26 protein-coding genes and 1 pseudogene are annotated in these 25,114 nt (G+C 31.2%); 9 read left to right on the plus strand and 18 right to left on the minus strand.

Going from position 1 to position 25,114, the window contains the following annotated elements:
• A pseudogene (locus AAC053_RS00805) lies at positions 1-439 on the plus strand (DNA topoisomerase III); the annotation flags it as partial.
• Here the strand turns inward: AAC053_RS00805 and AAC053_RS00810 are convergent.
• The 4 genes from AAC053_RS00810 to AAC053_RS00825 all read right to left on the minus strand — a co-directional run bounded on the left by AAC053_RS00810 (position 429) and on the right by AAC053_RS00825 (position 4,658).
• Positions 429-896: a GyrI-like domain-containing protein gene (locus AAC053_RS00810; protein WP_339751614.1), complete on the minus strand. Its 468-nt coding sequence runs from the start codon at positions 894-896 to the stop codon at positions 429-431. The pseudogene AAC053_RS00805 and the gene AAC053_RS00810 sit on opposite strands and share 11 nt — an antisense overlap.
• A gap of 200 nt (positions 897-1,096) precedes the next feature.
• Entirely contained in the window at positions 1,097-1,552 is a 456-nt protein-coding gene (locus tag AAC053_RS00815; protein ID WP_339751616.1) for a cold shock domain-containing protein, read from the minus strand.
• A 171-nt stretch (positions 1,553-1,723) separates the two neighbouring features.
• Positions 1,724-2,179 carry a DUF4251 domain-containing protein gene (locus AAC053_RS00820; RefSeq protein ID WP_339751618.1) on the minus strand — a complete coding sequence of 152 codons (456 nt, stop codon included), beginning with the start codon at positions 2,177-2,179 and terminating at the stop codon, positions 1,724-1,726.
• Between the two features lies 1 nt (position 2,180).
• The gene (locus tag AAC053_RS00825) at positions 2,181-4,658 is read right to left on the minus strand and encodes a zinc-dependent metalloprotease (protein ID WP_339751621.1); all 2,478 of its coding nucleotides are present in this window, start codon (positions 4,656-4,658) and stop codon (positions 2,181-2,183) included.
• Positions 4,659-4,803: 145 nt separating this feature from the next.
• Here AAC053_RS00825 and AAC053_RS00830 point away from each other — a divergent pair, with 145 nt between their 5' ends.
• Together AAC053_RS00830 and AAC053_RS00835 are read left to right on the plus strand one after the other, a co-directional pair.
• Positions 4,804-5,097 carry a DUF3817 domain-containing protein gene (locus AAC053_RS00830; protein WP_339751624.1) on the plus strand — a complete coding sequence of 98 codons (294 nt, stop codon included), beginning with the start codon at positions 4,804-4,806 and terminating at the stop codon, positions 5,095-5,097.
• 1 nt (position 5,098) lies between these two features.
• The gene (locus tag AAC053_RS00835) at positions 5,099-6,328 is read left to right on the plus strand and encodes a mechanosensitive ion channel domain-containing protein (RefSeq protein WP_339751626.1); all 1,230 of its coding nucleotides are present in this window, start codon (positions 5,099-5,101) and stop codon (positions 6,326-6,328) included.
• On the opposite strand, the gene AAC053_RS00840 is transcribed toward AAC053_RS00835, so the two are convergent.
• Entirely contained in the window at positions 6,325-6,717 is a 393-nt protein-coding gene (locus AAC053_RS00840) for a hotdog domain-containing protein (protein WP_339751628.1), read from the minus strand. The genes AAC053_RS00835 and AAC053_RS00840 overlap by 4 nt on opposite strands.
• Before the next feature lie 291 nt (positions 6,718-7,008).
• On the opposite strand from AAC053_RS00840, the gene AAC053_RS00845 reads away from it, so the two are divergent.
• On the plus strand, positions 7,009-7,425 hold the full coding sequence (locus AAC053_RS00845) for a glyoxalase (RefSeq protein ID WP_339751630.1): 417 nt from the start codon (positions 7,009-7,011) through the stop codon (positions 7,423-7,425).
• On the opposite strand, the gene AAC053_RS00850 is transcribed toward AAC053_RS00845, so the two are convergent.
• A complete protein-coding gene (locus tag AAC053_RS00850) occupies positions 7,422-8,099 on the minus strand; it encodes a DUF2461 domain-containing protein (RefSeq protein ID WP_339751632.1) in 678 nt (225 codons plus the stop codon). The genes AAC053_RS00845 and AAC053_RS00850 overlap by 4 nt on opposite strands.
• 207 nt (positions 8,100-8,306) lie before the next feature.
• Between AAC053_RS00850 and AAC053_RS00855 the strand changes: the two genes are divergently transcribed.
• A complete protein-coding gene (locus AAC053_RS00855; RefSeq protein WP_092467680.1) occupies positions 8,307-8,528 on the plus strand; it encodes a hypothetical protein in 222 nt (73 codons plus the stop codon).
• A gap of 127 nt (positions 8,529-8,655) precedes the next feature.
• Positions 8,656-9,090 (plus strand): DUF4293 family protein, encoded by a 435-nt coding sequence (locus tag AAC053_RS00860; protein ID WP_339751638.1) that lies wholly within the window; start codon positions 8,656-8,658, stop codon positions 9,088-9,090.
• Between the two features lie 60 nt (positions 9,091-9,150).
• Here AAC053_RS00860 and truA read toward each other — a convergent pair whose 3' ends face one another.
• The 12 genes from truA to AAC053_RS00920 all read right to left on the minus strand — a co-directional run bounded on the left by truA (position 9,151) and on the right by AAC053_RS00920 (position 21,818).
• A complete protein-coding gene (gene truA, locus AAC053_RS00865) occupies positions 9,151-9,936 on the minus strand; it encodes a tRNA pseudouridine(38-40) synthase TruA (RefSeq protein WP_339751639.1) in 786 nt (261 codons plus the stop codon).
• A gap of 471 nt (positions 9,937-10,407) precedes the next feature.
• The gene (locus tag AAC053_RS00870; protein WP_339751640.1) at positions 10,408-11,223 is read right to left on the minus strand and encodes a prohibitin family protein; all 816 of its coding nucleotides are present in this window, start codon (positions 11,221-11,223) and stop codon (positions 10,408-10,410) included.
• Between the two features lie 11 nt (positions 11,224-11,234).
• Entirely contained in the window at positions 11,235-13,268 is a 2,034-nt protein-coding gene (locus AAC053_RS00875; protein ID WP_339751643.1) for a VWA domain-containing protein, read from the minus strand.
• A gap of 7 nt (positions 13,269-13,275) precedes the next feature.
• Positions 13,276-14,022: a 3-oxoacyl-[acyl-carrier-protein] reductase gene (fabG, locus tag AAC053_RS00880; RefSeq protein WP_339751645.1), complete on the minus strand. Its 747-nt coding sequence runs from the start codon at positions 14,020-14,022 to the stop codon at positions 13,276-13,278.
• 186 nt (positions 14,023-14,208) lie between these two features.
• A complete protein-coding gene (gene sucD, locus AAC053_RS00885) occupies positions 14,209-15,081 on the minus strand; it encodes a succinate--CoA ligase subunit alpha (protein ID WP_339751647.1) in 873 nt (290 codons plus the stop codon).
• Between the two features lie 192 nt (positions 15,082-15,273).
• Positions 15,274-15,435 carry a hypothetical protein gene (locus tag AAC053_RS00890; protein WP_339751649.1) on the minus strand — a complete coding sequence of 54 codons (162 nt, stop codon included), beginning with the start codon at positions 15,433-15,435 and terminating at the stop codon, positions 15,274-15,276.
• Between the two features lie 119 nt (positions 15,436-15,554).
• Positions 15,555-16,490, minus strand: coding sequence for a UDP-3-O-(3-hydroxymyristoyl)glucosamine N-acyltransferase (locus AAC053_RS00895; protein WP_339751651.1), 936 nt, complete (start codon positions 16,488-16,490; stop codon positions 15,555-15,557).
• Between the two features lie 47 nt (positions 16,491-16,537).
• The gene (efp, locus tag AAC053_RS00900; protein WP_339751654.1) at positions 16,538-17,104 is read right to left on the minus strand and encodes an elongation factor P; all 567 of its coding nucleotides are present in this window, start codon (positions 17,102-17,104) and stop codon (positions 16,538-16,540) included.
• Positions 17,105-17,145: 41 nt separating this feature from the next.
• A complete protein-coding gene (gene lpxA, locus AAC053_RS00905) occupies positions 17,146-17,931 on the minus strand; it encodes an acyl-ACP--UDP-N-acetylglucosamine O-acyltransferase (protein WP_339751656.1) in 786 nt (261 codons plus the stop codon).
• 93 nt (positions 17,932-18,024) lie between these two features.
• Positions 18,025-19,431: a bifunctional UDP-3-O-[3-hydroxymyristoyl] N-acetylglucosamine deacetylase/3-hydroxyacyl-ACP dehydratase gene (locus AAC053_RS00910; protein ID WP_339751658.1), complete on the minus strand. Its 1,407-nt coding sequence runs from the start codon at positions 19,429-19,431 to the stop codon at positions 18,025-18,027.
• Entirely contained in the window at positions 19,418-20,446 is a 1,029-nt protein-coding gene (gene lpxD, locus AAC053_RS00915) for a UDP-3-O-(3-hydroxymyristoyl)glucosamine N-acyltransferase (RefSeq protein WP_339751661.1), read from the minus strand. Before lpxD ends, AAC053_RS00910 begins: the two co-directional genes overlap by 14 nt.
• A 142-nt stretch (positions 20,447-20,588) precedes the next feature.
• Positions 20,589-21,818 carry an HD domain-containing protein gene (locus AAC053_RS00920; protein ID WP_339751663.1) on the minus strand — a complete coding sequence of 410 codons (1,230 nt, stop codon included), beginning with the start codon at positions 21,816-21,818 and terminating at the stop codon, positions 20,589-20,591.
• A gap of 39 nt (positions 21,819-21,857) precedes the next feature.
• On the opposite strand from AAC053_RS00920, the gene AAC053_RS00925 reads away from it, so the two are divergent.
• The 3 genes from AAC053_RS00925 (at position 21,858) to AAC053_RS00935 (ending at position 24,900) form a co-directional block, all read left to right on the plus strand.
• Positions 21,858-23,405 (plus strand): bifunctional response regulator/alkaline phosphatase family protein, encoded by a 1,548-nt coding sequence (locus tag AAC053_RS00925; RefSeq protein ID WP_339751665.1) that lies wholly within the window; start codon positions 21,858-21,860, stop codon positions 23,403-23,405.
• Positions 23,406-23,640: 235 nt separating this feature from the next.
• Positions 23,641-24,105 (plus strand): tRNA (adenosine(37)-N6)-threonylcarbamoyltransferase complex ATPase subunit type 1 TsaE, encoded by a 465-nt coding sequence (gene tsaE / locus AAC053_RS00930; protein ID WP_339751667.1) that lies wholly within the window; start codon positions 23,641-23,643, stop codon positions 24,103-24,105.
• Positions 24,106-24,348: 243 nt separating this feature from the next.
• Entirely contained in the window at positions 24,349-24,900 is a 552-nt protein-coding gene (locus tag AAC053_RS00935) for a hypothetical protein (protein WP_339751669.1), read from the plus strand.
• The last annotated feature ends 214 nt before the right edge of the window (positions 24,901-25,114 follow it).

Below are 25,114 nucleotides of genomic sequence, written 5' to 3' on the forward strand. Positions count from 1 at the left end.
ACCTGTTGGGAAACCTAAATCGAAGACCAAATCTAAAACAGAAACTATTATTGGAAGTTCTTGCCCTAAATGTAAAACGGGTAAACTTTTAAAAGGGAAGTCAGCCTTTGGTTGTAATATGTATGGTAAAAGCTGTGATTTTACTTTACCTTTTAGTTTTTGTGACAAAAAAATTTCTGAAAATCAATATGTGCGTTTATTGAGTAAAGGGTTAACCGTTAACTTAAAAGGTTTTAAAATTGAAGGCAAACCTGTTGAGGGTTTATTACGTTTTGATGCTAATTTCAAACTAAAGATTGAACCTAAACAAACAAAGGTTAAACCAGTTGTAGCTGGCGACACTTGTCCTAAATGTAAAACAGGAAAACTATTGAAAGGTAAGACTGCTTTTGGTTGCAGTAATTATAAAACGGGTTGTAATTATCGTGTTAATTTCTAAGTTTTATTGGCACATAAAAATCTTCTTCTGATTCTGGATCTGCATTTTTATATTTCTCACCCATTACTTGAAAGTGTGGTCTATTGTCAATTTCATAACCAGAAGTTGTTAACCATTCTGACATAATCCGCTGGTATAATCCAAAAGCATCTAGTCCTTTTTGAAGAAAAACAGCATATTTTCCTTCAGGAATTGTAAAAGCTTCCATAGTATCTGGAATGTCTTTAAAATCTATAACTTCAACACAAGCTATGATATTAAAAGGTTTATCATGTTTATTGAATTCACTATAAACTTGAATAGCTATAAACTCATCATTTATAACACTTTGAATATCTTTTCTATTTGGCATAAAGCTTTTCCATAAAGCAACAATATTTTCGTGTTCATTATGATGCATTGAGTTTTTCATGCCAATGACCTTTTTTGCTGATATATTTACAATTCTTGGATTCAATGTTAACGCTTATTTTTTTAAATTATCTAAAATGAAGACTTGCTTTTTAAATTATTTCCATTTTTAGCTAATGATATTTTAATCTAAAAAATGAAAAAAATCTGGATGAAATTCTTTTTTGCCTTTACTCATAAAATATAGCTATAAAAAAACCATCCTAAAATAAATTAAGATGGTCATATATGTTTAATGTACTTGTATTATACTTTTTTTACTCTTACAGCATTCATACCACGTTGTCCTTTTTCTAATTCAAAAGTAACCTTATCATTTTCAATAATCTCATCTATGATACCACTTACATGCGTAAAATGTTTTTCATTTGTATCAGTATCTATTATAAAACCGAATCCTTTAGAGCTGTCATAAAATGATACTTTACCATTTCTTATAGGATCGAATACTTCATCGCTATCCTCTTTTTTAGGAATACCAATTTCAATATTTTTCGCCTTAACTTTTATTTTCATTGAAGGATCTGGAGGTGTATCTGTTAGGTTTCCATTATGATCTACATAAGCCAAAGGAATACCACCTGAACCGTTTTCACCTCTTTCGAGTTTACGCGCTTCCATTTTCTTGCGCTTATCTTCTCGCTTTTTTAATCTCTTTTTTTCTTTTTCACTTTTACTAAAAGTCTGTTGTGATTTAGCCATTCGTTGTTTTAAATAATTAATATATGCCTGCTTATGAAAATATTGAAATAATATATTAATGCTAAAAACTAAACATTGAATAGTATTAAAACCTAGAAAAATAACTTAAGAATAGAGCTATTAGTGCGGTATATCTTCAATAAACTGTTTGCAAAGATACAATTTCTGATTTTATTTTATGCGTCCTGTCCAAGATATATTATTACCTATATTATCAGAAACTGTCAGAAATGCATTTCCATTAGGTTTAATATCAATAAAAACTTGATATGTATTTACACTAAATTCAATTGAAATTCGTTGATTATCATCATTAAATGACACCTTGTAATTTTCTAATTCACCTTCAATATCAAATGTTTTATTGGCATTACTTAAGGATACAACCTGTCCTGAAACTTTAGATTTATCAATACTAATTGTATTAGTATTACCATCTAACATTTCTCGTTGTTTGTTATTATATACAACTTCTCCTACGTATTTAAACGTCAGACTTTTTACCAATGCTTTTGAGTTATTATATGTCGCTTGGAACTTTTCTTTTTGAGACACCCTAGTTTGTGCACAAGTATATGTTGTTGCACTAATGCTAAGCAGGATCGTTAATAATAATAAATTTTTCATATTATTTTGGGTCTAATACATTTTTAATTCGTTCTATGCAGTCTCTATAATGATATTTGGTTTCTGTACTTAAGGCCATTTTAGATGCTACAATAAGTGTTCTTTTTAACTGGTTTAATTCTCCTCGTACTAATGCTCTAACATCTGATTGATTGACATTAAAATATTGTCTGCTTCGTTTAGGATCTAGATTTTCTGTCATTAAATATGTCATTCTATCCAAATAAGCACGCTGCAAGTTACGTCTAAAAACTGAAACATTTGAAGCTGTTTTGGTTTCTAACCAAATCCCTAAACGCACATCTCTTAGCATACCTAACGCTGAGTAATTACTTGCATCCATAGCTTTATGGTCAATAAGTCTGCCCAAACGTTCAAAATTCAATAAATTATTTAAATGACGGCTTTGCACACCTCTTATACGATCTGTATAACCTGCATAATTAATATTCTGAAGAGTAGATTTATCCATTAACCAAATTGGAGTCTCAAAGGCATTTTTATGTAACCATTGTATCGCTGATTTTTGATAGACTTTAGAAACCGGGTTATAAACATCACCTTCTTGAGACGGATTTTTAGTGTCTTCTACCACTCCACCAACATGTGTTACTACATGTCCGACATAACGACTCCAAACGCCAAGCATTTCACCATATAATTCTTCTAAGTCATCGTAATTATCTGTATGGTCGCTCGTCCATTTTGGTAAATTCTTCGCTACGATTTTTAAGTTTTTAAGCCCATAAGTACTAGCTAAAATGCTATTGTTTCCTATATCTTCAGTCTGTGCTGTAGGATCAAAACGACTACTTTGCTTTCCGAATTTATATTTAGGATTATCAGCTTTTGCCATAATCCAACTCTTTAAAACTTCCTTTTCTGCATCTGCAGATTGAGCTTCAGAAATATATCTGTAGCCATAGTTAATCGCATAATCGTCATAAGGACCTAACTGTCTTACAAAACGAATATTAGTACCACCAGGTTGCGCAATATAGTTATAACGTGCATAATCCATAATAGTAGCAGCAATTCCGTTCTTTTGGGTAAATGCACCATTTCTATAATTTTCTACATCGTAGGCATAACTAGCACTCATATTATGTGGTAAACCAAGTGTGTGGCCAACTTCGTGAGCAATAACCATTTTCATCATTTCACCAATCTCTTTATCTGGTGTGTTTAAAGTTCTGGCTGATGGATTTGCAGCTCCTGTTTCTAGCAAGTACCTGTTTCTATATGATCGTAAATGGTTATGATACCATATAATATCACTTTCAATAATTTCACCACTTCTAGGATCAGAAACGCTTGGCCCTGTTGCGTTTCGAGTTGTACTTGCGACATATCTTACTACAGAATAGCGTATGTCTTCTGGACTAAATTCTGGGTCTTCTTCCTTTGTTGGAGCATCTTTTGCTATAATTGCGTTTTTAAATCCTGCCACTTCAAAAGCCTTTTGCCATAGCTCTATCCCTTCTTTCATGTAAGATCTAAATTTTTCTGGTGTAGCAGGATCTAAATAATACACTATTGGTTTTACAGGCTCTACTAATTCTCCTCTTTTGTATGCTTCGATATCTTTTGGGATTAATTTCCAACGTCTTAAATAAGTTTTTCTATCTGCTTTTAATTCATTACTTCCATAATCGTATTTACTTAATGTAAACCAACCTATACGATCATCAAATAAACGTGGTTGCATTGGTACTTTTGGCAATAAAATCATGGATTGATTCATCTGCACACTTATAGTTTCGTCACCTGTATTTACTGGAGGTTCGGACGCGTTATAAGTAAAATCCTGAATCACTTCTATGTTCTCAGGAAAACTCTTCATTGTATTAATAAAGCTTCGCGATTTATCTAGGTTTCTTACTTTATACTGTTTTCTAAAAAACGAAGGTAAACCACTAATAGCTTTGACATCTGAAGCGTAAAAATTAGTCACATCAATAACTACAGAAGTTGAATCTTTTGAAAAAGCAGCAATATCAAATGCATATAATGTAGGTTCGTAATTATTAGCTCTTACCGAAACATTAATCGGTAAACTATCTGCAGCTATAGCACTTGAAGATTTTTCTTTTATTAAAATTTTATTCTTGAAGCGCTCCCAATTAATTAATCTTGTATTTGTCTTTGTACCTGCATTAACATAACCACCTCCTAAGTTAGATGGTAATTTAGCAAAGCGAGTAACTAATAGCATATCTGTATTTAAATAATCCATTGGGATTTCGAAATAATACGTCTCTCCTACTAAATGAACATCGAACAAACCTTCATCAGATTTAGCATCTTTAGTTATAACCTTATCATAATCTTTAATTTTCCCTAGCTTCTTTTTTGGAGTTAGTGGCTTTGCTAGTTCCTTTTTAGCCTCTTTTTTCTTCTTACGCCTAGATTGTGCATCTATTGGTGTAAAACTCGAAATAAAAAGAAAACAAATAAAAATTGAGATTAGATTTCGCATAATAAATAAAAATGATTGATTAATAATATTGCTAATTTTGTCTAAAGATAAATAATAGAATTATAGTTTTTAATAATTTCTTAAAAGCTGTTAAAAAGCCCTTTTATTATCTTATTCTAGAGTATTTTTGCATAAAATTTATATCATGCAAAAATTGTTGTCTATATTTAGAATTACAGCTTTATTAGAAGGTGTTTCTTATATACTATTATTATTTATCGCTACACCAATAAAGTATTTGTATGAAGATCCACAATACGTTAAAATACTTGGTATGCCGCATGGTATTTTATTTATGAGTTATGTCGTTTTGGCAATTTTAATTAGTTCGGATATGAAATGGACGACCAAAACTCTATGGATTGTATTAGTAGCATCTATAGTGCCTTTTGGCACCTTTTATATTGATAAAAAGTACTTAAAAAAATCACATATTTAGTATGAAACATTTCATATACGATTTACTTATTGAGAAAGGTTTATCTGAAACAAACGCAGCGTATCTTAATATGTTAGCTCTTTTACTTGCATTGCTTCTAATAGCATTTATAGTAGATTTTATTACTAAACGTTTACTTGAAAGGTTTTCGTCTGGAATTGCTAAACGCACAAAAACCAATTTTGATGATATTCTTATTAGTAATAAGCTTCCAAGAAATATTGCTCATATTATTCCACTAGTAATACTCATTGAGTTTGTACCTCAGGTATTTTTAGATTTTGAAAATGCAGAAAATATTATAGAAAAAACCTTAAAAGTAATTGCTATAATATTAACGCTTCGCATTATAAGAAGTCTTCTAAACTCGGTAAAAGATTATTTAAAAACTTTAACGAAATTTAAAGACAAACCTATAGATAGCTATATACAGGTCTTTATGATTTTTGTTTGGTTATTAGGTGTGTTTTCAATTTTTGCTATAGTTACCGGAATTTCTTTTGTAAAATTCGCAACTACTTTAGGTGCTGCATCTGCTGTAATTCTTCTCATTTTTAAAGATACCATTTTAGGTTTTGTAGCCAGTATTCAGGTATCCATCAACGATATGGTGCGTATTGGAGATTGGATAACTTTCGAGAATTATGGTGCAGATGGTGATGTAACTGAAATCAATTTAGCAACAGTAAAAGTTCAGAATTGGGATAAAACCATTACTACAATTCCAACTTACGCTTTAATTTCGGATTCATTTAAAAACTGGAGAGGTATGATGTCTTCTGGAGGTAGAAGAATTAAGCGATCCGTTATTGTGAAGACATCTACAATTAAATTCTTGACCGATACTGACATTAAACGTTTTAAGAACATTGAATTGGTTTCTAATTATTTAGAGAATAGTTCTAAAGAAATTGAAAAATATAATAACAACCATAATATTAATAAGTCTGTTTTAATCAATGGACGGAACTTGACCAATTTTGGTGTGTTTAGAAAATATCTTCAGACTTATATTGAAAATCATTCTGCAATTAATAAAGAAATGACCTTGATGGTTCGTCAATTAGAACCTACTCCACAAGGTATACCAATGGAAATATATGCGTTTAGTAGCGATCAACGTTGGCAGAATTACGAATATATTATGGGAGATATATTTGACCATATATTGGCGTCTGTAAAGTATTTTGATTTAGAAATTTATGAATTGACAGTAGCCAATAAAGATTAATCCTTTTTTAATCGGTCACTTACAAACTCTATCTCAGCTTTACCATGTGGCACTGGTTTGCCATCGTCACCTAAATTGACCATTATAATATTATCAACAGTAAGAATGGTTTCTCTGGTCATTTTATTTCTAGCTTCACATTTCAAGGAAATTGATGACTTACCAAATTTTGTCACCTCCATGCCTATCTCTACAATGTCTCCTTGCGTTGCTGATGCCATAAAGTTAATTTCGGAAATATACTTGGTAACTATTTTAGAATTCTCTAGCTGAATAATAGTATATAACGCTGCTTCTTCATCTATCCATGCCAGTAACTGACCACCAAATAGAGTACCATTAGGATTTAGATCTTCTGGCTTTACCCATTTGCGTGTATTAAATCTCATCTTAAAAGTAATTTGTAGTTAATAATAATTAAATAGATTCATTCTGTAATAATTTTTGATGTGATTTTTCATTTAGCATTTTTATCATTATTCTAAATTTATAGTTTAATTCACAACAGTATTATCCAAAGATAAAGTGTAACCCTTCGTTTTAAGGTTTAATTCTATTAGAATTTTTAATATTATAATTAGCATTGTTAATAACAGCGTTAACAACATATCTGAAGTCTAAATAAATGCAATGCGTTAATACTTAAATTTAATTCAGAATTAATTTTTAATCACTAAACCATGACACCAAGATCCGAAAACCTACTATCCATTAGACCCAAAATTGCATCAGCCAAAATTTATGATGCTATGCGTGCTGAGGAATTATTTCAGAATAAAACATTGCGACCTATAATTAAAATGCAGCACAATTTGTTTATTATGGTTTTTGGCAACTACATCGCCAAGCATAAAAATTTGTTCTACAACTTGCCTCTGCAAAAGCAGTTAGCATACATCGACAATGCAATTCTCAAGGATATAAAATTTAGAAACTCTGTAAAAGGAATGATTATAGGCCAGTTTACAATAGAGGAGTACGATCTTTATATTAAAAACTCATCTGCACTAAATAAGAGAATGATGAATATCGTAAAAGATCGACTCATTAATAGTGTTCAACTTTTTGTAAGACCAGAAATTTTAGAGGCCGTTTAAAGTAAAGATTCACCATTTAAATTTGTGGTAAGAACATCACTCATATAATCGAAATAAGGCCTAACTTTTTTAAATGCATCGTTTGCTACTTCTAAAAAATCTTCTGCAATTACCTCTTTATCTGTATATTTCTTAGTAAATATAAATTGTTTCTTACGGATTAAATCTATGGATAGATGTTCTTTATTGAAGCCTTTAGGTGCTGTTTTTAGTTCGTCACCAACAAAATCTCCCCAAATGGATTTAAACTCCGTATTGTTAAGAATAGCTCTCATCTCGCTATCATCCATTTCAAACTCTTTTCTAATCCTTAAAAGGTCTTCTTTATTTGGCTCCCAAAATCCCGTTGCTATAAAAGATTCGTTATTTGGTTGAATATGCAAATAATATCCACCTCTAAGCTCCGGCTTTCTTCTGGCAAAAGAACCACCAAAATGTATTTTGTAAGGCAGTTTATTTTTTGAAAAGCGAACATCTCTATAGATTCTGAATATTTTTATCTTTTCAATTTGGTCATGAGCATTCATTAATTCTCCTAAATGATTGTAAGAACTTTTTACCTTAGCTTCAATAGCCTTAAATTCTGACTTGTTTTCATTAAACCAATCTCTGTCATTGTTTTTTTCTAGTTTTTTGAAAAACGAAAGGGTTTCTTTTGGAATTGAATGACTCATAATAATATATAAATTTTCATAAAAATATGGAAAGCTAAATAATATGACTTCATGTTTAAGAAATAATTAATTTACAATAATTAAATGCACTAAATAATCAGACAACAATTATCTGATAGAAATCTCAACTTAGAATTGTTAAAAATAACTTGTGTGTTGTGAGAATTTTTACTATCATGCACAACTTTAAAAACAGATATTATATTTATGGGTAGACCAGCAACAAGACCAACAGCACTAAAGGACGGTTTCTATATTGAAATCAGAAATAAAGGCTCAAAATCAGGTGTAAAATTGTACAGTGGTACTAAGTTACAGATGCATCGTGCTATAAAAATGTACGAACGTTCTAAAGAAGTTATCATTTTAGGTGAATCTGTTAACGGAAAATTTGTTGATAAGGATCCTAAATTACACGTTGCAGAGTAACCCAAATTATATCTTTTTTCTTATCTAATTTCTTACAGAAATTAGTATTTCTTAAATTTTTTCATAAATTGTTGATGAAAAGCACATTTAGTTGTGCAATAAACTAACTAATTAAATCAACTTTATTATGACAATTTCTATGAACAAACCTCCTATTTGGTTCTGGATTGTAAGTGTACTTGCACTTATTTGGAATTTAATGGGTGTAAATCAGTATTTACAACAAGCATATAATACTGATAGCTTTAAAGCTATGTACACACCAGATCAACTAGATCAAGCAGCGCAGCAACCTGCGTGGTACGCAGCATCTTTTGCTATTGCTGTATTTTGCGGTGCCTTAGGCTGTATATTTTTATTGTTAAGAAAAAAATGGGCGAATATTATGTTTATATTATCTCTAATTGGTATTATTGGACAGATGGTTTACAACTTGGTTTTAAATGATTATATAAAAGATGCTGGTGCATTTGCTATAAGTATGCAAATAGTTATTCCTATTGTTGCCGTTTTATTAATTCTTTTATCTAAAAAAGCGATTGCTAAAACCTGGATTAGTTAAATAAATTAATCTGTCAATATTTAAAATGGGTATTAGTTTTTTAAACTAATACCCGTTTTTTTATTCAAAATTTACGGCATGTAATATTAATCCTGAAGCTGGAGCTATATAATCCATAACCTCAGTACTGTTTGTCATTAAAGTACTTTCTATGTACTTAAGAGAAACATCTCCTCTACCTAACTTAATTAAGGCACCAAACATTAATCGTATTTGATTGCGCATAAATCCCTTTCCAACCACTTTAAAAACATATGATTGTTCTGGAAAAAAATTAGCTGTGTAGATATCGTTATCTCTAATTTCTGAAGATTTAATAGCTCTATAATATTCTCCTTTATCAGTAGCACGATAACAATACGTTTTGAAATTATGTGAACCTTCAAAAAGTTTTGCCCCTTTTTTCATTAACTCTACATCAAGAGGTTCAAGAATCGTGGTAAGTATTGGTGCACAAAACGGATGATTTTTTTGTCCTTCTGAAAATACATAATGATACTCTTTTAACTTAGAGTCTTGTATAACATTAAAATTTTTATCTACCTCTTTAATAGACAATGCTCTAATGTCTTGGGGTAAATTTTGATTAAAAAGCTCTAGAAATGTATCAAAATTTGAAATAGGTTCATTGTAAATAAACAACTCTAAAGCCGCTTCGTTAGCAGAAACCATGGCATCTGTTCTACCTGCTCCTAATGTTTTAAATCTGATGTCTTTAAAAATAAATTTTAAGGTTCTATCTATCATTAAATGTACCGTCTTTACATCTGGCTGTTTTTGCCAACCATGAAAACGATAGCCCAAATATTGAATCTTTATGAGGTAATAAAAACGCTTATCGAACATAATCCTTTGTGTTTATTTTTTCATCACATTTTTCTAATATTTAAACTACATCTTTTAGTTTATAATTCTTTGTTTGTAACAACATTAAATAATGAAATAAAAGATAAGCACTTTCTTCTAAATATATTACACCTTTATTGTCTTTAGCATCAATAATAAATTTTATAGCATGTTGCCCTTATTGGGCTCACTTTAATGATTGTTAAAGTTTTTTTTAGATAAAATTCACACTTACGTGACAACTTTTTATAATAGTTTTCATAAATTATTATAAACAAAAACCCATCAGAAAATTTCAAACGGGTTTTTAAATATATCTTGAATTTATTCAATACATCTTCACCACTCTTTAACGCCTATATGATAATAATAATGTCATTGATTAAATGTCATTTGTGTTTCTTTAAAAAAAATTCCTAAAAATTAAATTCCAAATTAAGATTATGCGAAATCTAATTTCTAGGACTTATATTATTGATTCCCTAAAATAATTGGCATTCCACTATCACCAGAACCTATAACTATAATTTTACTATTAGATGATTCAGATAATTTCACAGTAGCTTCTATACCTTTATCTTGAAGAATTTTATCTGTTAATGATGCACTTAAAATTCTGTTAGATTCCGCTTTACCTTTTGCTTCAATAATTACTTTTTCAGCTTCTTTTGCTGCTGTAACTAATCTAAACTCATATTCTAAAGATTCTTGTTCTTGTTTTAATTTACGTTCTATGGCATCTTTAATTGTTGGAGGTAAAGTTACATCTCTTACTAACACCTCATTTAATTGAACATATTGTTTATCAAGTATTTTCTTGGTCTCTTCAAAAATTTCAATTTGAATGGCGTCACGTTTAGTTGAATACAAATCGTCTGGCGTATAACGTCCAATAACACTCCTTGCTGCACTACGAATTGCAGGTTGTATAACACGCTGCAAATAACCTTGTCCAATAGACTGGTGCAAATTACCTAATTCATTATAAACCGGTTCGTACCATGCCGAAGCATCAATTTGAATTTCTAATCCGTTTGAAGACAACACTTTCATTTTTTCAAAAAGCTCTTGTTGACGCACTTCGTAAACAAATACCTTGTTCCAAGGTGCAACAATATGAAATCCTTCACTCATTGGTGGCTCATCAATAACAACACCATCTCCAAAGGTTTTAAAAAGTACTCCAGCCTCACCAGAATCTATAGTAACAGCAGATTTTGCTGTTAATATCACTAATATTATAATTCCTATTAAAATAGGTAATCCAATCTTTGGTAATTTTTCCATAATTTTATTTATTAAATTAATCCGTTATACTTTCTAATAAACCACTCAACAAAAAGACTCAATGTTATTAAGCCAAGTAGATATTTCCAGTCTATCAAAGGTACAATATTTTTAGTGCTTTTTTGGATTGTTGCATACCTATTATCTGTAAGCAAACTCTCAACTAATTTGCTCAATTCTGAACTAAAATAAGCTTTTCCTTTACTATTGCTAGCCAGTAATTTTAACTTATCAATATCTGCATTTAAAAACTGTTGCTCTACGTTATACTCTAAGACTTGAAAATTGCCTGAAGCAGATACGGCTTCAGAATTATGCCTTATTGTAAAATTATAAAGGCCAGCATCTATACCACTTAAATTTACTGTATAATAACCACTATTTAGCAAAAGAGGAACTTCTCTTTGGCTATTGTTATCCTTACTTTTTAATATAATACTTAAAGAAGCTGAATTATCAAACTCAAAACTCTTATTAAAATATTGTGCTGTAATAATAACATCATCATTTCCATTGTAGAATGATTTATAATCAATATTTATTCGATTTCGTTTTTTGTTAGAGCTAAGAAATTGAACTAACTTACTCATAAAGTTATCAAAATCTACAAAGCTCTCAGTGTCTAAATAACTCTGTGCTCTCCATCTCCAAACGCCTTCTCCACTTAGCAAAGCGTGCTTTGCATTATCAAATTCGAATGTTGAAAGCATAGGCTGATTCGTATTAATTCCATTCACAGTTTTGAATAGAATGATGTCACTTGGCACCAAAAACTCTATTCCACTAAACTCTGATTTTAAAGGTGGATAATTGTTGAAGTCTAAATTATCTATAATAAATGTATTATAATTTTTATTGAGAAAGGGTTGATAATTTTCTGTTTGATTTGTTATCGTTTGTTTAAAATATTCTTGAGAGTTATTTAGAAGATTCCAATTGGTTGATGTTCCTGTGATTATAAATGTATTTAGCTTTTGTCGTTTAACTTCTTCTAAAACTTTATTAAAGCCACTATTTGGCTGATACATTATAACTAATTGAAAATCATCAACTTTAAATATGTAGTCTTTTGGTTTTAATATTGAAACACTTCTTTGTTCATTGCTTTCAATAGATTTTTTAAGTGCACCCAAATCTGGATGCATACGCTCCGAAACCAAAGCAATATTTGTTTTCTGATCGATAACTTCTACTCCAAAATTCTTAGAATTATTCACTGTGTTCTTTTCATTAGCCAATGACACTAATTCTACACGATATGTTTTTACTCCAACACTATTGGCGTTTAATGTTGTAGAAACTATTTGAGATGTCTTAGAAGCACTAAACCTAATTGGCTTTCTATACACAACAGAGTTACCAGACCAAATCTTAAGTTGGGTTGTTATCGATGCTGTGCCACTATAGTTTGCAATAATCTCAACAGGAAACTTATTCTTTAGATATACATAACGATTAACGTTAAGCTGCTTTATACTTAAATCTGAATAGACGGTAGAATCACCAAGAATGATCGGATATATAGGCTGCTTTATACCTTTTGCTGTATAGCTGTAATCTGAACCATAAGTCTGATTACCATCACTAATAACTACGATTGGTGCTGTTTGATTGGCATAAACTTCTCCAAACTGTTTAAATGCTAATGATAGATTAGATTGACGTTCATTAAAATTTAAGCTATCTAATTTATTTACGGATTTACCGAAGCTATACGTTTGAACATTAAAACGTTCATTTAACTCTGAACTGGCTTTTATATCATTAATGATTTGATTCGCAAATGAATCTTGTTTTAAGTATGAAATTGATTCAGAATTATCAACAGCAATTACTAAAGTTGGCTTTTCATCAAAATAAGTTGAAGTTTGGAATTTTGGATTAATGAGTAGCAATAATATACCAAAGACTGAAATTGCTCTAAATGTTGTTAATGCATATTTTAGATGAGACTTTAATTTCGATTTATATAAATACTGAAACAGCGCTAATAAAAGCGCTGCAATTCCAGCAATAATGATATATATAATCGTTTCTGTTTGCATTAAAATATTAAGTTAACATTCCGCCATCAACATTAAGCGTCTGCCCTGTAACATAAGCACTTAAATCACTTGCTAAGAATACACAAACGTTAGCTATATCCTCAGGAGAACCACCTCGTTTTAACGGAATAGCGTTTCTCCAGCCTTTTACAGTTTCTTCATCTAGTTTTGCGGTCATTTCGGTTTCTATAAAACCTGGTGCAATTACATTACTTCTAATATTACGAGATCCTAGTTCTAATGCTACAGATTTAGAGAAACCTATGATACCTGCTTTAGAAGCTGCGTAATTTGTTTGTCCTGCATTACCTTTTACACCAACTATAGAGCTCATATTAATTATAGAGCCTTTACGTTGCTTTAACATGGTGCGTTGTACAGCTTTAGTCATATTAAATACTGACTTTAGGTTTACTTCAATTACCTTATCAAAGTCCGCTTCAGCCATTCGCATTAAAAGATTATCTTTTGTAATACCAGCATTATTTACTAAAATATCAATAGCTCCAAATTCAGCTAAAACATCTTCTGCTAACTTCTGAGATTCATCAAAATTAGCTGCGTTACTTTGGTAACCTCTTGCTTTTACGCCTAATGCATTTAATTCTATTTCTAATACGTTTGCAGCCTCTACAGATGAGCTGTATGTAAATGCGACATTTGCTCCATGTTGAGCAAATACTTCAGCAATACCTTTACCAATACCACGACTAGCGCCTGTAATAATAGCTGTTTTTCCTTCTAATAATTTCATAATATATCAACGGTTAGTTAGTATAGTTGTTATAATCAAATATAATAATTACAAATTGCAAGAAATAAAAAAACCTCACAAGATTTTGTAAGGTTTTTAACAGTTTTATTCGAGATTCTGAAACTAATTCAGGATGACAATTTATAGAAACCTTGATGTTAAAAATATCAAGGGGAAAATTTAAAATTAGCCTAAGACTTCAGCTACTTTCTTTCCGATTTCAGCAGGAGATTCCACAACGTGAATTCCACATGCTCTCATAATTTTCTTTTTTGCTTGTGCGGTATCATCACTACCTCCTACAATAGCACCTGCATGTCCCATTGTACGACCAGCAGGAGCAGTTTCACCAGCAATAAAACCTACGACTGGTTTCTTACTTCCACTTTCCTTATACCATTGTGCAGCATCAGCTTCTAATTGTCCACCAATTTCACCAATCATTACGACTGCTTCAGTTTCTGGATCGTTAATTAATAACTCTACAGCTTCTTTAGTTGTAGTACCAATAATAGGATCACCACCAATACCAATAGCTGTAGTGATTCCTAATCCTTGTTTTACCACTTGGTCAGCAGCTTCGTAAGTCAAAGTACCAGATTTAGAAACGATACCAACTTTTCCTTTTTTGAAAACAAAACCTGGCATAATACCAACTTTAGCTTCACCTGGAGTAATTACACCTGGACAGTTAGGGCCAATTAAACGACAATCTCTATTTTTTATATAAGCAGCAGCTTTAATCATATCTGCAACAGGAATACCTTCAGTAATTGTAATAATCACTTTAATACCTGCGTCAGCAGCTTCCATAATTGCATCCGCAGCAAAAGCTGGTGGCACAAAAATAATAGTTGTATCAGCACCTGCTTTTTCTACAGCTTCTGAAACTGTATTAAAAACTGGTCTGTCTAAATGAGTTTGACCTCCTTTCCCTGGTGTAACACCACCAACGACATTAGTACCATACTCAATCATTTGTTCTGCATGGAATGTACCTTCACTACCAGTAAAACCTTGTACAATGATGTTAGAATCCTTATTAACTAAAACGCTCATTTGATATTGTTGTTTTTAAGTTTTATAATTTTCGTTGTGCAAAAATAAGAGTTTTAACACGTATAATCGTGCTCTTTTTATATTTTTCTTTCGGTATAAGAATCCATGCTTTTTGTATCACTTTCGTCAGCCTATTGATTGATTTCGAAACCTCTATAAAGTTTTTCTTCTTTTACGAGAAATGAGCTAATACTATTTCTTAATCTGGTTTTCAATAGTATTTCTATATAATGTATATCTTGTAATAACAGATACATCAGCTTCAATCATATGTGTGAACTCAAAACTAAGACCATGATACAATTTTCTTGTGCCATCAAAGAAATCTACAATATCATTAAACTTTAAGAGCATAAATCTGTGACTACTACTCTAGTGCAATTCACAATCTTTATGAAAAAACTTAGGAACTACGTTTGGGTCGTTTGCTAAATCTGAATCATTGAAAGTTTTTACTACTTCTTTTGCTAACATTATAGATTCTTTAGTTTCTGAAGTATTTCGGGAATCTTTTTGATATAAGCCATTTCTTTAAATTGTTCTCTGGCTTCTTGTGCAGGTGAACCAAAATAAGTTTTACCTTCATCAGTCGTATGACCTAATCCAGATTGCGCATAAAGTACTGTTCCTTTAGAAATTGTGATTCCACTTTTAACACCAACTTGTCCCCAAATAGTCACATTATCTTCTACCACAACACAACCAGCGATTCCGGTCTGAGATGCGATTAAACACTTCTTCCCTATTAAAGTATCGTGCCCTATTTGTATTTGATTATCTAATTTTGTCCCTTCGCCAATTGTTGTATTACCTGTAACACCTCTATCTATAGTGCAAAGTGCACCGATATCAACGTTATCTTCAATTATAACACAACCACCAGATTTTAACTGATCGTAGCCTTCTGGTCTATTTTTATAATAAAATGCGCTTGCTCCCAATACTGTTCCTGCGTGAATAGTTACGTTATCTCCAATAATAGCATCATCATAAATACTTACATTAGAGTGAATTACGCAATTATTTCCTATCGAAACATTATTACCAATAAAACAATTAGGTTGAATTACTGTACCTTCTCCAATAATTGCATCTGACGCAATTGAAGAATCTGAAGCTCTAAACGGTTTAAAATGCTGTGTGAGTTTATTGAAATCTCTAAAGGGATCATCTGAAATTAAGAGTGCTTTTCCTTCAGGGCATTCTACATTTTTATTGATTAGCACAATTGTTGCTGCAGATTCTAGAGCTTTGTCATAATATTTTGGATGATCCACAAAAACAATGTCACCAGGTTCAACGACATGAATTTCATTCATGCCAAAAATTTCAAAATCTTCTGAACCAACAAAATTACAACCTATGAGATTTGCGATTTGTTTCAGTGAATATGAATGAGGAAACTTCAAATTTCTATATTTTAATGATGAGATTCTTGCTTACACAGGAATGAAAATTATTCCTTAATACGTTCTTTATAAGTTCCTTTTTCGGTTTCGACTTTAATTTTATCACCTTCATTTATAAATAAAGGTACGTTTACTTCTGCTCCAGATTCGACCGTTGCAGGTTTGGTAGCATTAGTTGCTGTATTTCCTTTAATTCCTGGCTCTGTAGAAGTAACTTCTAAAATAACAGATGCTGGCAAATCAACTGAAAGTGGCATATCATCTTCAGTATTAATTAGAATAGTTACCACCTGACCTTCTTTCATTAGACCAGGATTATCTAGAGCCGCTTCTAACAATCGTATTTGAGTGTAATCTTCATTATTCATAAAATGATAAAATTCTCCATCATTATATAAATACTGAAACTTATGGGTTTCTACTCGTACATCTTCAATTTTATGACCTGCAGAAAATGTATTATCTAAGACTTTACCAGTGGTAACACTTTTCATTTTAGTTCTCACAAAAGCTGGCCCTTTACCTGGTTTTACATGAAGAAATTCAATAATTTTATATATATCATTATTATACTTAATACATAATCCGTTTCTAATATCTGAAGTACTTGCCATAATATTGCCCTCGAAAGTGGGTGCCTTTTAATAGTTAATATTTAATTTGATTTAAAGTAGCCTTTCATTATTCCTCGATGCGAATTCTTAATAAATTGTAGAATTTCATCACGTTCTGGAGTGGCTTCCATTTCTGCTTCAATTAAATCCGCAGCTTGAGTATTATTATAATTCTTTTGATATAAGATTCTGTAAATGTTCTGAATCTCTCTAATTTTTTCTGGGTTATAACCTCTTCGTCTTAATCCAACGGAATTTATTCCAACGTAAGACAATGGTTCTCTACCAGCTTTAACAAATGGAGGCACATCTTTACGAACTAAAGATCCGCCAGTTACAAAAGCATGATTTCCTACTGAAACAAATTGATGAACGGCTGTCATACCTGCCAAAACAACATAGTCTCCAACGGTAATGTGTCCTGCTAAGGTGCTATTGTTAGAAAAAATACAATTGTTTCCCACAATACAGTCATGTGCAATATGGCAATAAGCCATTATTAAACAATTATCACCAATTACGGTTTTCATCCTATCTGCTGTACCTCTGTTAATCGTTACACATTCTCTTATGGTTACATTATTACCAATCTCTACAGTTGTGTCTTCATCATCATACTTTAAATCTTGTGGAACTGCTGATATTACTGCTCCTGGAAAAATACTACAATTCTTTCCAATACGAGCACCTTCCATAATTGTAACATTACTTCCAATCCATGTCCCTTCTCCAATTTTTACATTATTATGAATGGTTGTAAAAGGTTCTATAACGACATTCTTTGCAATTTTTGCTCCTGGATGTACGTAAGCTAAAGGTTGGTTCATTTTTTTAAATTTTATTTTTATAAAGCGGTAAAAATGTGTTCGCTATTTACCTAAAACTTCTTTTTTAAATTTGAAGTCTGCTCGGTTCATAATTTATTTAATTTTTGAAATTTGAGCCATTAGCTCCGCTTCTGCGCATAATTTACCATTGGTATATGCATAGCCTTGCATATGGCAAATACCACGCCTAATTGGTGTAATTAATGAACATTTAAAAATTAAGGTGTCGCCAGGCACTACTTTTTGTTTAAATTTTACATTATCCATTTTCATGAAAAATGTTAAATAATTTTCTGGATCTGGTACTGTGCTTAGCACTAAAATACCACCCGTTTGCGCCATTGCTTCTATTATTAAAACACCAGGCATTACAGGAGTTCCAGGAAAATGTCCTTTGAAGAACTCTTCATTCATTGTGACATTTTTCATTCCAATAACATGATTTGCAGTCAGCTCGTAAACTTTGTCTAATAATAAGAATGGTTGTCTATGAGGCAACATATCCATAATTTGATTGACATCCATTAAAGGGGCTGAATTCAAATCGATTTGCGGAACATTATTTCTTCTTTCGTTCTTTATAAGCTTAGACATTTTCTTTGCAAACTGTGTATTTACAAAATGCCCTGGTTTATTAGCTATAACTTTCCCTCTAATTCGAGTGCCTATCAATGCTAAATCACCAACAACATCTAAGAGTTTGTGTCTTGCTGCTTCATTAGGGTAATGTAATGTTAGGTTGTCTAAAATACCATTTGGCTTTATAGCAATTTTATCTTTATTAAAAGCTATTTTAAGTTTTTCCATTGTTTCAGGAGATAACTCTTTATCTACATAGACAATAGCATTATTTAAGTCACCACCTTTTATTAATCCATTCTCTAGAAGCATTTCAATTTCGTGCAAAAAACTAAAGGTTCTGGCATCTGCTATATTGGTTTTAAAATCTTTAACCGAATTCATCGTAGCATTTTGAGTTCCTAAAACTTTTGTGCCAAAATCTACCATGGTAGTTACTTGATAGGAGTTTGAAGGCATTAAAATTATCTCACTTCCTGTTTCTTCATCAGAATAGGAAACAACTTCAGTGACCTGATATTCTTCTCTAAACTCATCTTGTTCTACAACACCAGCTTCTTCTAACGCTTCTACAAAGAACTTTGATGAGCCATCCATAATCGGTGGCTCAGACGCATTTAATTCTATAATAGCATTATCGATATCTAAACCTACTAAAGCTGCTAAAACATGTTCGCAAGTTTGAATTGTTACTCCATTTCTCTCGAGACAAGTGCCACGTTGTGTATTTGTTACATAGTTAGCATCAGCTTCAATTTTTGGGCTTCCTTCCAAATCTATACGTTGAAATACAAATCCAGTATTTTCTGTTCCTGGTTTAAACACCAGTTTAACATTGTCGCCTGTATGAAGTCCAACGCCTTTTAGCGTAACTTCCTTTTCAATGGTTTTTTGTTTCGTTTCCGTTTTAATTATTGCCATCTACTTTTTTTTCTAATTCATTTATATTTTTAACAATCTTAGGTAAGTTTTTAAAATAAACATAAGACTTGTTATAATCACCATACGTAATAGCTGGAGAGCCTTGTAAGATTTCATCATCTTTAACATTTCTACCAATACCAGATTGCGCTTGTATTCTAACATTATTTCCAATAACTAAATGACCAGCAATGCCAACTTGTCCGCCAATTAAGCATCCTTCACCTATTTTAGTAGAACCAGCTACACCTGTTTGTGCTGCAATTACAGTGTTTTTTCCAATTTCTACATTATGTGCAATTTGTATTTGGTTATCTAACTTAACACCATACCCAATAATCGTAGAACCCATAGTAGCCCTATCTATAGTTGTACCAGCACCAATATCTACATAGTCTTCTATAATTACGTTTCCTATCTGAGGGATTTTAGAATACTTTCCATTTTTACTCGGAGCAAATCCAAAACCATCTGCTCCGATTATTGCACCAGAGTTTATAACACAGTTATTACCAATAATACAATCTGCATAGATTTTTCCTCCTGAGAAAATCACAGTATTATCACCTAGTTTCACATTATCACCAATATAAGCGTTAGGGAAAATCTTTACATTTTTACCAATCACTACATTTTCTCCTATGTAAGCGAATGCACCAATATAAATATCGTCTGGACTATTAGTTGTTTCTGAAATATAACTAGGTTGTTCAATGCCAGATTTATTTAATTTAATCTGATTGTAATATTCTAACAACTTTGAAAACCCTTCATAGGCATCTTCAACTTTAATAAGTGTTGTTACAATTGGGTTCTCTGGCTCAAAATCTGAATTTACAATAGTTACAGATGCCTCAGTTGTATATATATAAGGTGTATATTTTGGATTGGATAAAAAAGTTAAGGATCCTTGTGTTCCTTCTTCGATTTTAGACAATTTATAAACTTCAATATTTGAGTCGCCAACTACAATGCCTTCTAAAATACCTGCGATTTGTTCTGCTGTGAATTTCATGTGTTTATATCAATTGTTTTTCAACGGCCACATGGAACATTACTAATAATGATTCCCTTAAAATTTTAAGTTTTGGATATGAATGTTTCAATTAATTGATTTTAAAGTGTCAGTTACTTTCCGCAAAAATAGAAAAAATGTATCACATTTTGTTTTTAGGATAGCACATATAATATTTTGTTACTGGTTTACTCAGTGCTTTTAAGTTTAATTGATCCGAAGCTTTTACGATATCCTTTATTTTTCCTGACTTTAAAAGAATGTTAATATGCTGATTTTTATTCTGGTAAGCTAAATTTGTTATCTCGCCTTTAAACACAAAATAATCTGCTTCAGTTTTAGAAATGGCGTATTTGTCCATCAATAGGTTTGAATGCGCAATTAACTCTGATGTCTTAATAGGTTTATTTTTCAACTTTATTTTTAATAAATCTCTATTAATAATCATTTCACAGAGATTACTCAGCACAAAATCTTCGTGATATTGCCAGTCTTTCATTGCGGCTACGATATCATAATCATCGAGTTTAGCAAAAATTTCTAGGGTTTTGGTATTAAAGCTATCTGCGTTTATTTCAGAATTAAGAAAATAAAACAAAGACTTGCTGCAATTTAGTTCTATTTTTTGTTGCACCAATTCTTTTGCTCGTTTTAAAATTCGCATTAATAATTGCTCTGCAACAACACCTGTTTTATGTAAATATACTTGCCAATACATAAAACTACGAGCTACTAAAAATTTTTCTACACTATAAATACCTTTTTCTTCAACAACTAATCGGTCGTTAACAACATTGAGCATGGTAATTAAACGTTCACTATTAATATTACCTTCTGCAACTCCTGTATAGAAACTATCGCGCTTTAAATAATCAGCTCTATCCATATCTAGTTGGCTAGATATTAACTGACACATAAATTTACGAGGATATTCTCCTCTAAATATAGAAATGGCTAACGTTAAATTTCCGTTAAACTCTGTATTGAGTTCTTGCATAAAACGAAGCGAAATTTCTTCGTGAGAAATGTTATTTACTATACTGTGTTCCATGGCGTGCGAGAATGGACCATGGCCAATATCGTGTAATAAAATAGCGATTAGTAATCCGTTTTCTTCATCTTCAGAAATTTCAACTCCCTTAAAACGAAGTACATTGATCGCTTTTTGCATTAGATGCATACTACCTAAGGCATGATGAAAACGGGTGTGATGTGCACCAGGATACACTAAATAGGATAATCCCATTTGACTTACACGACGTAGTCTTTGAAAATATTTATGTTGTATAAGATCGAAAACTAAAGAATTAGGAATAGTAATAAATCCGTAAATTGGATCGTTAAATATTTTAAGCTTATTATTAGTAGGCAAAATGTAAAATTTCAAATTAGAAAACAAATATACCATAACATGATAAATATTCTCTGGGTTGACGATGAAATCGATTTATTAAAGCCACATATTCTCTTTTTAGAAAAAAGACAATATGTTGTTACAACATGCCAAAGTGGTACTGAAGCCTTAGAGATTATTAACGATACTAATTTTGATATTGTTTTTTTAGATGAGAATATGCCAGGACTAACTGGTCTCGAAACTTTAAACGAAATTAAAGAACGACGTGCCAACCTGCCTGTGGTAATGATTACCAAAAGTGAAGAGGAATATATTATGGAAGAAGCTATAGGTAACAAAATTGCTGATTATTTAATTAAACCCGTAAATCCGAATCAGATTTTATTGAGTTTAAAAAAGAATTTGGATCACTCCCGATTGGTATCTGAAAAGACAACTTCTAATTACCAACAGGAATTTAGAAAGATTGCTATGGATTTAACTATGGTGAACTCTTATGAAGAATGGGTAAATTTATATCATAAATTAGTGTATTGGGAATTGCAACTCGAAGGCATTGAAGATGTTGGGATGACAGATATTTTAGAATCTCAAAAATCTGAAGCCAATATGCAGTTTGGTAAGTTCATAGAAAAAAACTACCAAGATTGGTTTCTACCTAATACTAATGCACCAATAATGTCTCACACGCTTTTTAAAGATAAAATTGTGCCCGAACTTAGTGATAAGCAACCAACATTATTAATAGTTATAGATAATTTAAGATACGATCAGTGGAAAGTTTTTGAACCAATCGTAAATAATTATTATAAAAAAGCTTCTGAATTATCTTTTTATAGCATCTTACCTACTGCTACACAATACGCACGAAATGCTATATTTTCTGGGTTAATGCCAGCAGATATGGAAAAGTTATTTCCTCAGTATTGGAAAAATGATACAGATGATGGTGGTAAAAACATGCATGAGGGAGATTTTTTAAGAGAACAATTAAAACGCTTGGGACTAGGTCATCTTAAGCACGCGTACCATAAAATCACAAATTTAAGAGCTGGTAAAAAATTGGTTGAAAATTTTAGGTCTTTAAAGGATAACGATTTAAATGTTGTAGTCTATAATTTTGTGGATATGCTCTCCCACTCTAAAACCGAAATGGAAGTTGTAAAAGAATTAGCATCAAACGATAAAGCGTATCGCTCACTTACTGTGAGTTGGTTTAAGAATTCCCCGTTATTAGAAATGATACAACTGTCTCAGCAGTTAGGTTTCAAATTAATTTTAACAACAGATCATGGTACTATAAATGTAAAAGCACCCTCTAAAGTTATTGGCGATAGAGACACAAGTCTTAATCTGCGCTATAAAACAGGACGAAGCTTAACCTATAAAGATAAAGATGTGCTTGCTATTAAAGACCCAAAAACTGTTCATTTACCAGCACTTACAATGAGTAGCTCATTTATATTTGCAAAAGGCGATTTGTTTTTAGCGTATCCAAATAACTTTAATCATTACGTAAATTATTACAGAAACACATATCAGCATGGTGGAGTGTCTTTGGAGGAAATGATTATTCCTTTTGTGGTTTTAGATCCTAAGTAGCAGATTTAATTTTTTTTTTTTGGCATAAATACACTAATGTTTTCTTTAGGCAGTACTACACAAAACATAATTGGTAAATTTATGGCAATTAAAATTCTTAACTACAGCATTTTAAGAATCTAAATCTTAATACAAATCTCTTTAAAATGCAAAAATATCCGATGAAATACACTTTTTTCTAGGATTTGCAAATATTTATTACTACTATTGTATTCCAATTTACAATTTAATAGTATTGAAAAGCATTGAGTTTACATACCATTTAAATAACATTGATGCCATTGCAACAGATGTTTTAGAGCATTTAGATTCTAAAATCCTTTTGTTTAACGGATCTATGGGAGCAGGTAAAACCACATTTATTAATGCGCTTTTAAAAGCCATGCATAGTAAAGATGTTGCTACGAGCCCAACATTTTCTATTGTAAACGAATATGCAATACCAGATGATATCATTTATCATTTTGACTTCTATAGGATAGAATCTATAGAAGAAGCTTATAATTTTGGTATAGAAGATTATTTTAATAGTAATAATTGGTTATTTATAGAGTGGCCAGAGCGTATAGAAGAATTATTGCCAAAAGATGCTCAAAACATTACTATAACTAATCTAAGCGACAATAAAAGATCCCTCAAATTAACCATAGAAACAGAAAATTTAACCAAAAACAGTGCTATGACAGAACCGAAATTTTAAACAAAATTTCACTTACATTCTTATAAAAATAGTGTGCTAGTTACGGAAAAACCGTAATTGAAACCTCAAAATTTCTTGGATTTTAACACTAATTGATTTTTACAGACGCTTTATGCGCTATACATTTGTAGTAATTAATTAATTAAATCCCTTAAATTATGAAATCAAAAAAATTAATTCTAGCAATTGCTATTTTCGGAGGAATGTTATTTACTGTACAAGCAACTAACATTATTGACTTAAATGGACAAACTACATCACAAGTTGACAAAAGGCTTATCAAAATCCCTGGACAAGGGAAATAGTAACAAGTCTCTAATTTTAGGGAGTCTAATTGCTACATTTTTAGCATTTTCACCCTTTTTATTTACAATTTATGAAAGTGTTCCAAGTGTTAAAACTTGGAGCACTTCTTGGTTCACTTATGATAGTACTTACTATGAGAATGTTCAAGTGTTCGCTTGGACAATAACTACAAAATTAATTCCACTTATTTTTATTACGTTATGGTTTTTAACCAACCGACACTGGTGGTACCATGCCTTATTAGTCCCTATGGCGATGTATATTTATCAATTGATTATTATTATTAATGATGATAATGTATTTGCAGATACCGATGAGCAAAAATTATATCTTGTTCCAGTGATGGCTATTGTTATTCCTTCCATTTATCTAATTAGAGCCAAAATGTTTAATAAATTAAATGATGCAGATAAAACTCTTGAGGAACTCGAAGAAGAGTTTATGATTAAGCCAAGTACATTTTGGGGCAAGATTAAACAGTATTTTTAGGTTAAAATTTATAACTCCTCAATTTAAACATTAAAATTCTAGGTAAAATGGGTTCTCAGTAGTTACACTGATCTTGTAGAATTACAGTTTTTATCAAAATCAATCGAATTGCGTATTAAACATTAAAATGCACAACTGGTTTAAGAATCGAAATTTTATTCGTAATTTGAGTTGTATTAATTCTAGTAAATATTTATAGCATTTCGTTATATTG

The sequence above is a fragment of the uncultured Winogradskyella sp. genome (assembly GCF_963975125.1).
GTDB lineage: Bacteria > Bacteroidota > Bacteroidia > Flavobacteriales > Flavobacteriaceae > Winogradskyella.

What these genes read in the sequence shown, in the direction of transcription:
- AAC053_RS00815 (WP_339751616.1), bottom strand. Translation starts at nt 1,552, where the DNA reads ATGGCTAAATCACAACAGACTTTTAGTAAAAGTGAAAAAGAAAAAAAG.
- AAC053_RS00820 (WP_339751618.1), bottom strand. Translation starts at nt 2,179, where the DNA reads ATGAAAAATTTATTATTATTAACGATCCTGCTTAGCATTAGTGCAACA.
- AAC053_RS00825 (WP_339751621.1), bottom strand. Translation starts at nt 4,658, where the DNA reads ATGCGAAATCTAATCTCAATTTTTATTTGTTTTCTTTTTATTTCGAGT.
- AAC053_RS00830 (WP_339751624.1), top strand. Translation starts at nt 4,804, where the DNA reads ATGCAAAAATTGTTGTCTATATTTAGAATTACAGCTTTATTAGAAGGT.
- AAC053_RS00835 (WP_339751626.1), top strand. Translation starts at nt 5,099, where the DNA reads ATGAAACATTTCATATACGATTTACTTATTGAGAAAGGTTTATCTGAA.
- AAC053_RS00840 (WP_339751628.1), bottom strand. Translation starts at nt 6,717, where the DNA reads ATGAGATTTAATACACGCAAATGGGTAAAGCCAGAAGATCTAAATCCT.
- AAC053_RS00845 (WP_339751630.1), top strand. Translation starts at nt 7,009, where the DNA reads ATGACACCAAGATCCGAAAACCTACTATCCATTAGACCCAAAATTGCA.
- AAC053_RS00850 (WP_339751632.1), bottom strand. Translation starts at nt 8,099, where the DNA reads ATGAGTCATTCAATTCCAAAAGAAACCCTTTCGTTTTTCAAAAAACTA.
- AAC053_RS00855 (WP_092467680.1), top strand. Translation starts at nt 8,307, where the DNA reads ATGGGTAGACCAGCAACAAGACCAACAGCACTAAAGGACGGTTTCTAT.
- AAC053_RS00860 (WP_339751638.1), top strand. Translation starts at nt 8,656, where the DNA reads ATGACAATTTCTATGAACAAACCTCCTATTTGGTTCTGGATTGTAAGT.
- truA (WP_339751639.1), bottom strand. Translation starts at nt 9,936, where the DNA reads ATGTTCGATAAGCGTTTTTATTACCTCATAAAGATTCAATATTTGGGC.
- AAC053_RS00870 (WP_339751640.1), bottom strand. Translation starts at nt 11,223, where the DNA reads ATGGAAAAATTACCAAAGATTGGATTACCTATTTTAATAGGAATTATA.
- AAC053_RS00875 (WP_339751643.1), bottom strand. Translation starts at nt 13,268, where the DNA reads ATGCAAACAGAAACGATTATATATATCATTATTGCTGGAATTGCAGCG.
- fabG (WP_339751645.1), bottom strand. Translation starts at nt 14,022, where the DNA reads ATGAAATTATTAGAAGGAAAAACAGCTATTATTACAGGCGCTAGTCGT.
- sucD (WP_339751647.1), bottom strand. Translation starts at nt 15,081, where the DNA reads ATGAGCGTTTTAGTTAATAAGGATTCTAACATCATTGTACAAGGTTTT.
- AAC053_RS00890 (WP_339751649.1), bottom strand. Translation starts at nt 15,435, where the DNA reads ATGCTCTTAAAGTTTAATGATATTGTAGATTTCTTTGATGGCACAAGA.
- efp (WP_339751654.1), bottom strand. Translation starts at nt 17,104, where the DNA reads ATGGCAAGTACTTCAGATATTAGAAACGGATTATGTATTAAGTATAAT.
- lpxA (WP_339751656.1), bottom strand. Translation starts at nt 17,931, where the DNA reads ATGAACCAACCTTTAGCTTACGTACATCCAGGAGCAAAAATTGCAAAG.
- AAC053_RS00910 (WP_339751658.1), bottom strand. Translation starts at nt 19,431, where the DNA reads ATGGCAATAATTAAAACGGAAACGAAACAAAAAACCATTGAAAAGGAA.
- lpxD (WP_339751661.1), bottom strand. Translation starts at nt 20,446, where the DNA reads ATGAAATTCACAGCAGAACAAATCGCAGGTATTTTAGAAGGCATTGTA.
- AAC053_RS00925 (WP_339751665.1), top strand. Translation starts at nt 21,858, where the DNA reads ATGATAAATATTCTCTGGGTTGACGATGAAATCGATTTATTAAAGCCA.
- AAC053_RS00935 (WP_339751669.1), top strand. Translation starts at nt 24,349, where the DNA reads ATGGACAAACTACATCACAAGTTGACAAAAGGCTTATCAAAATCCCTG.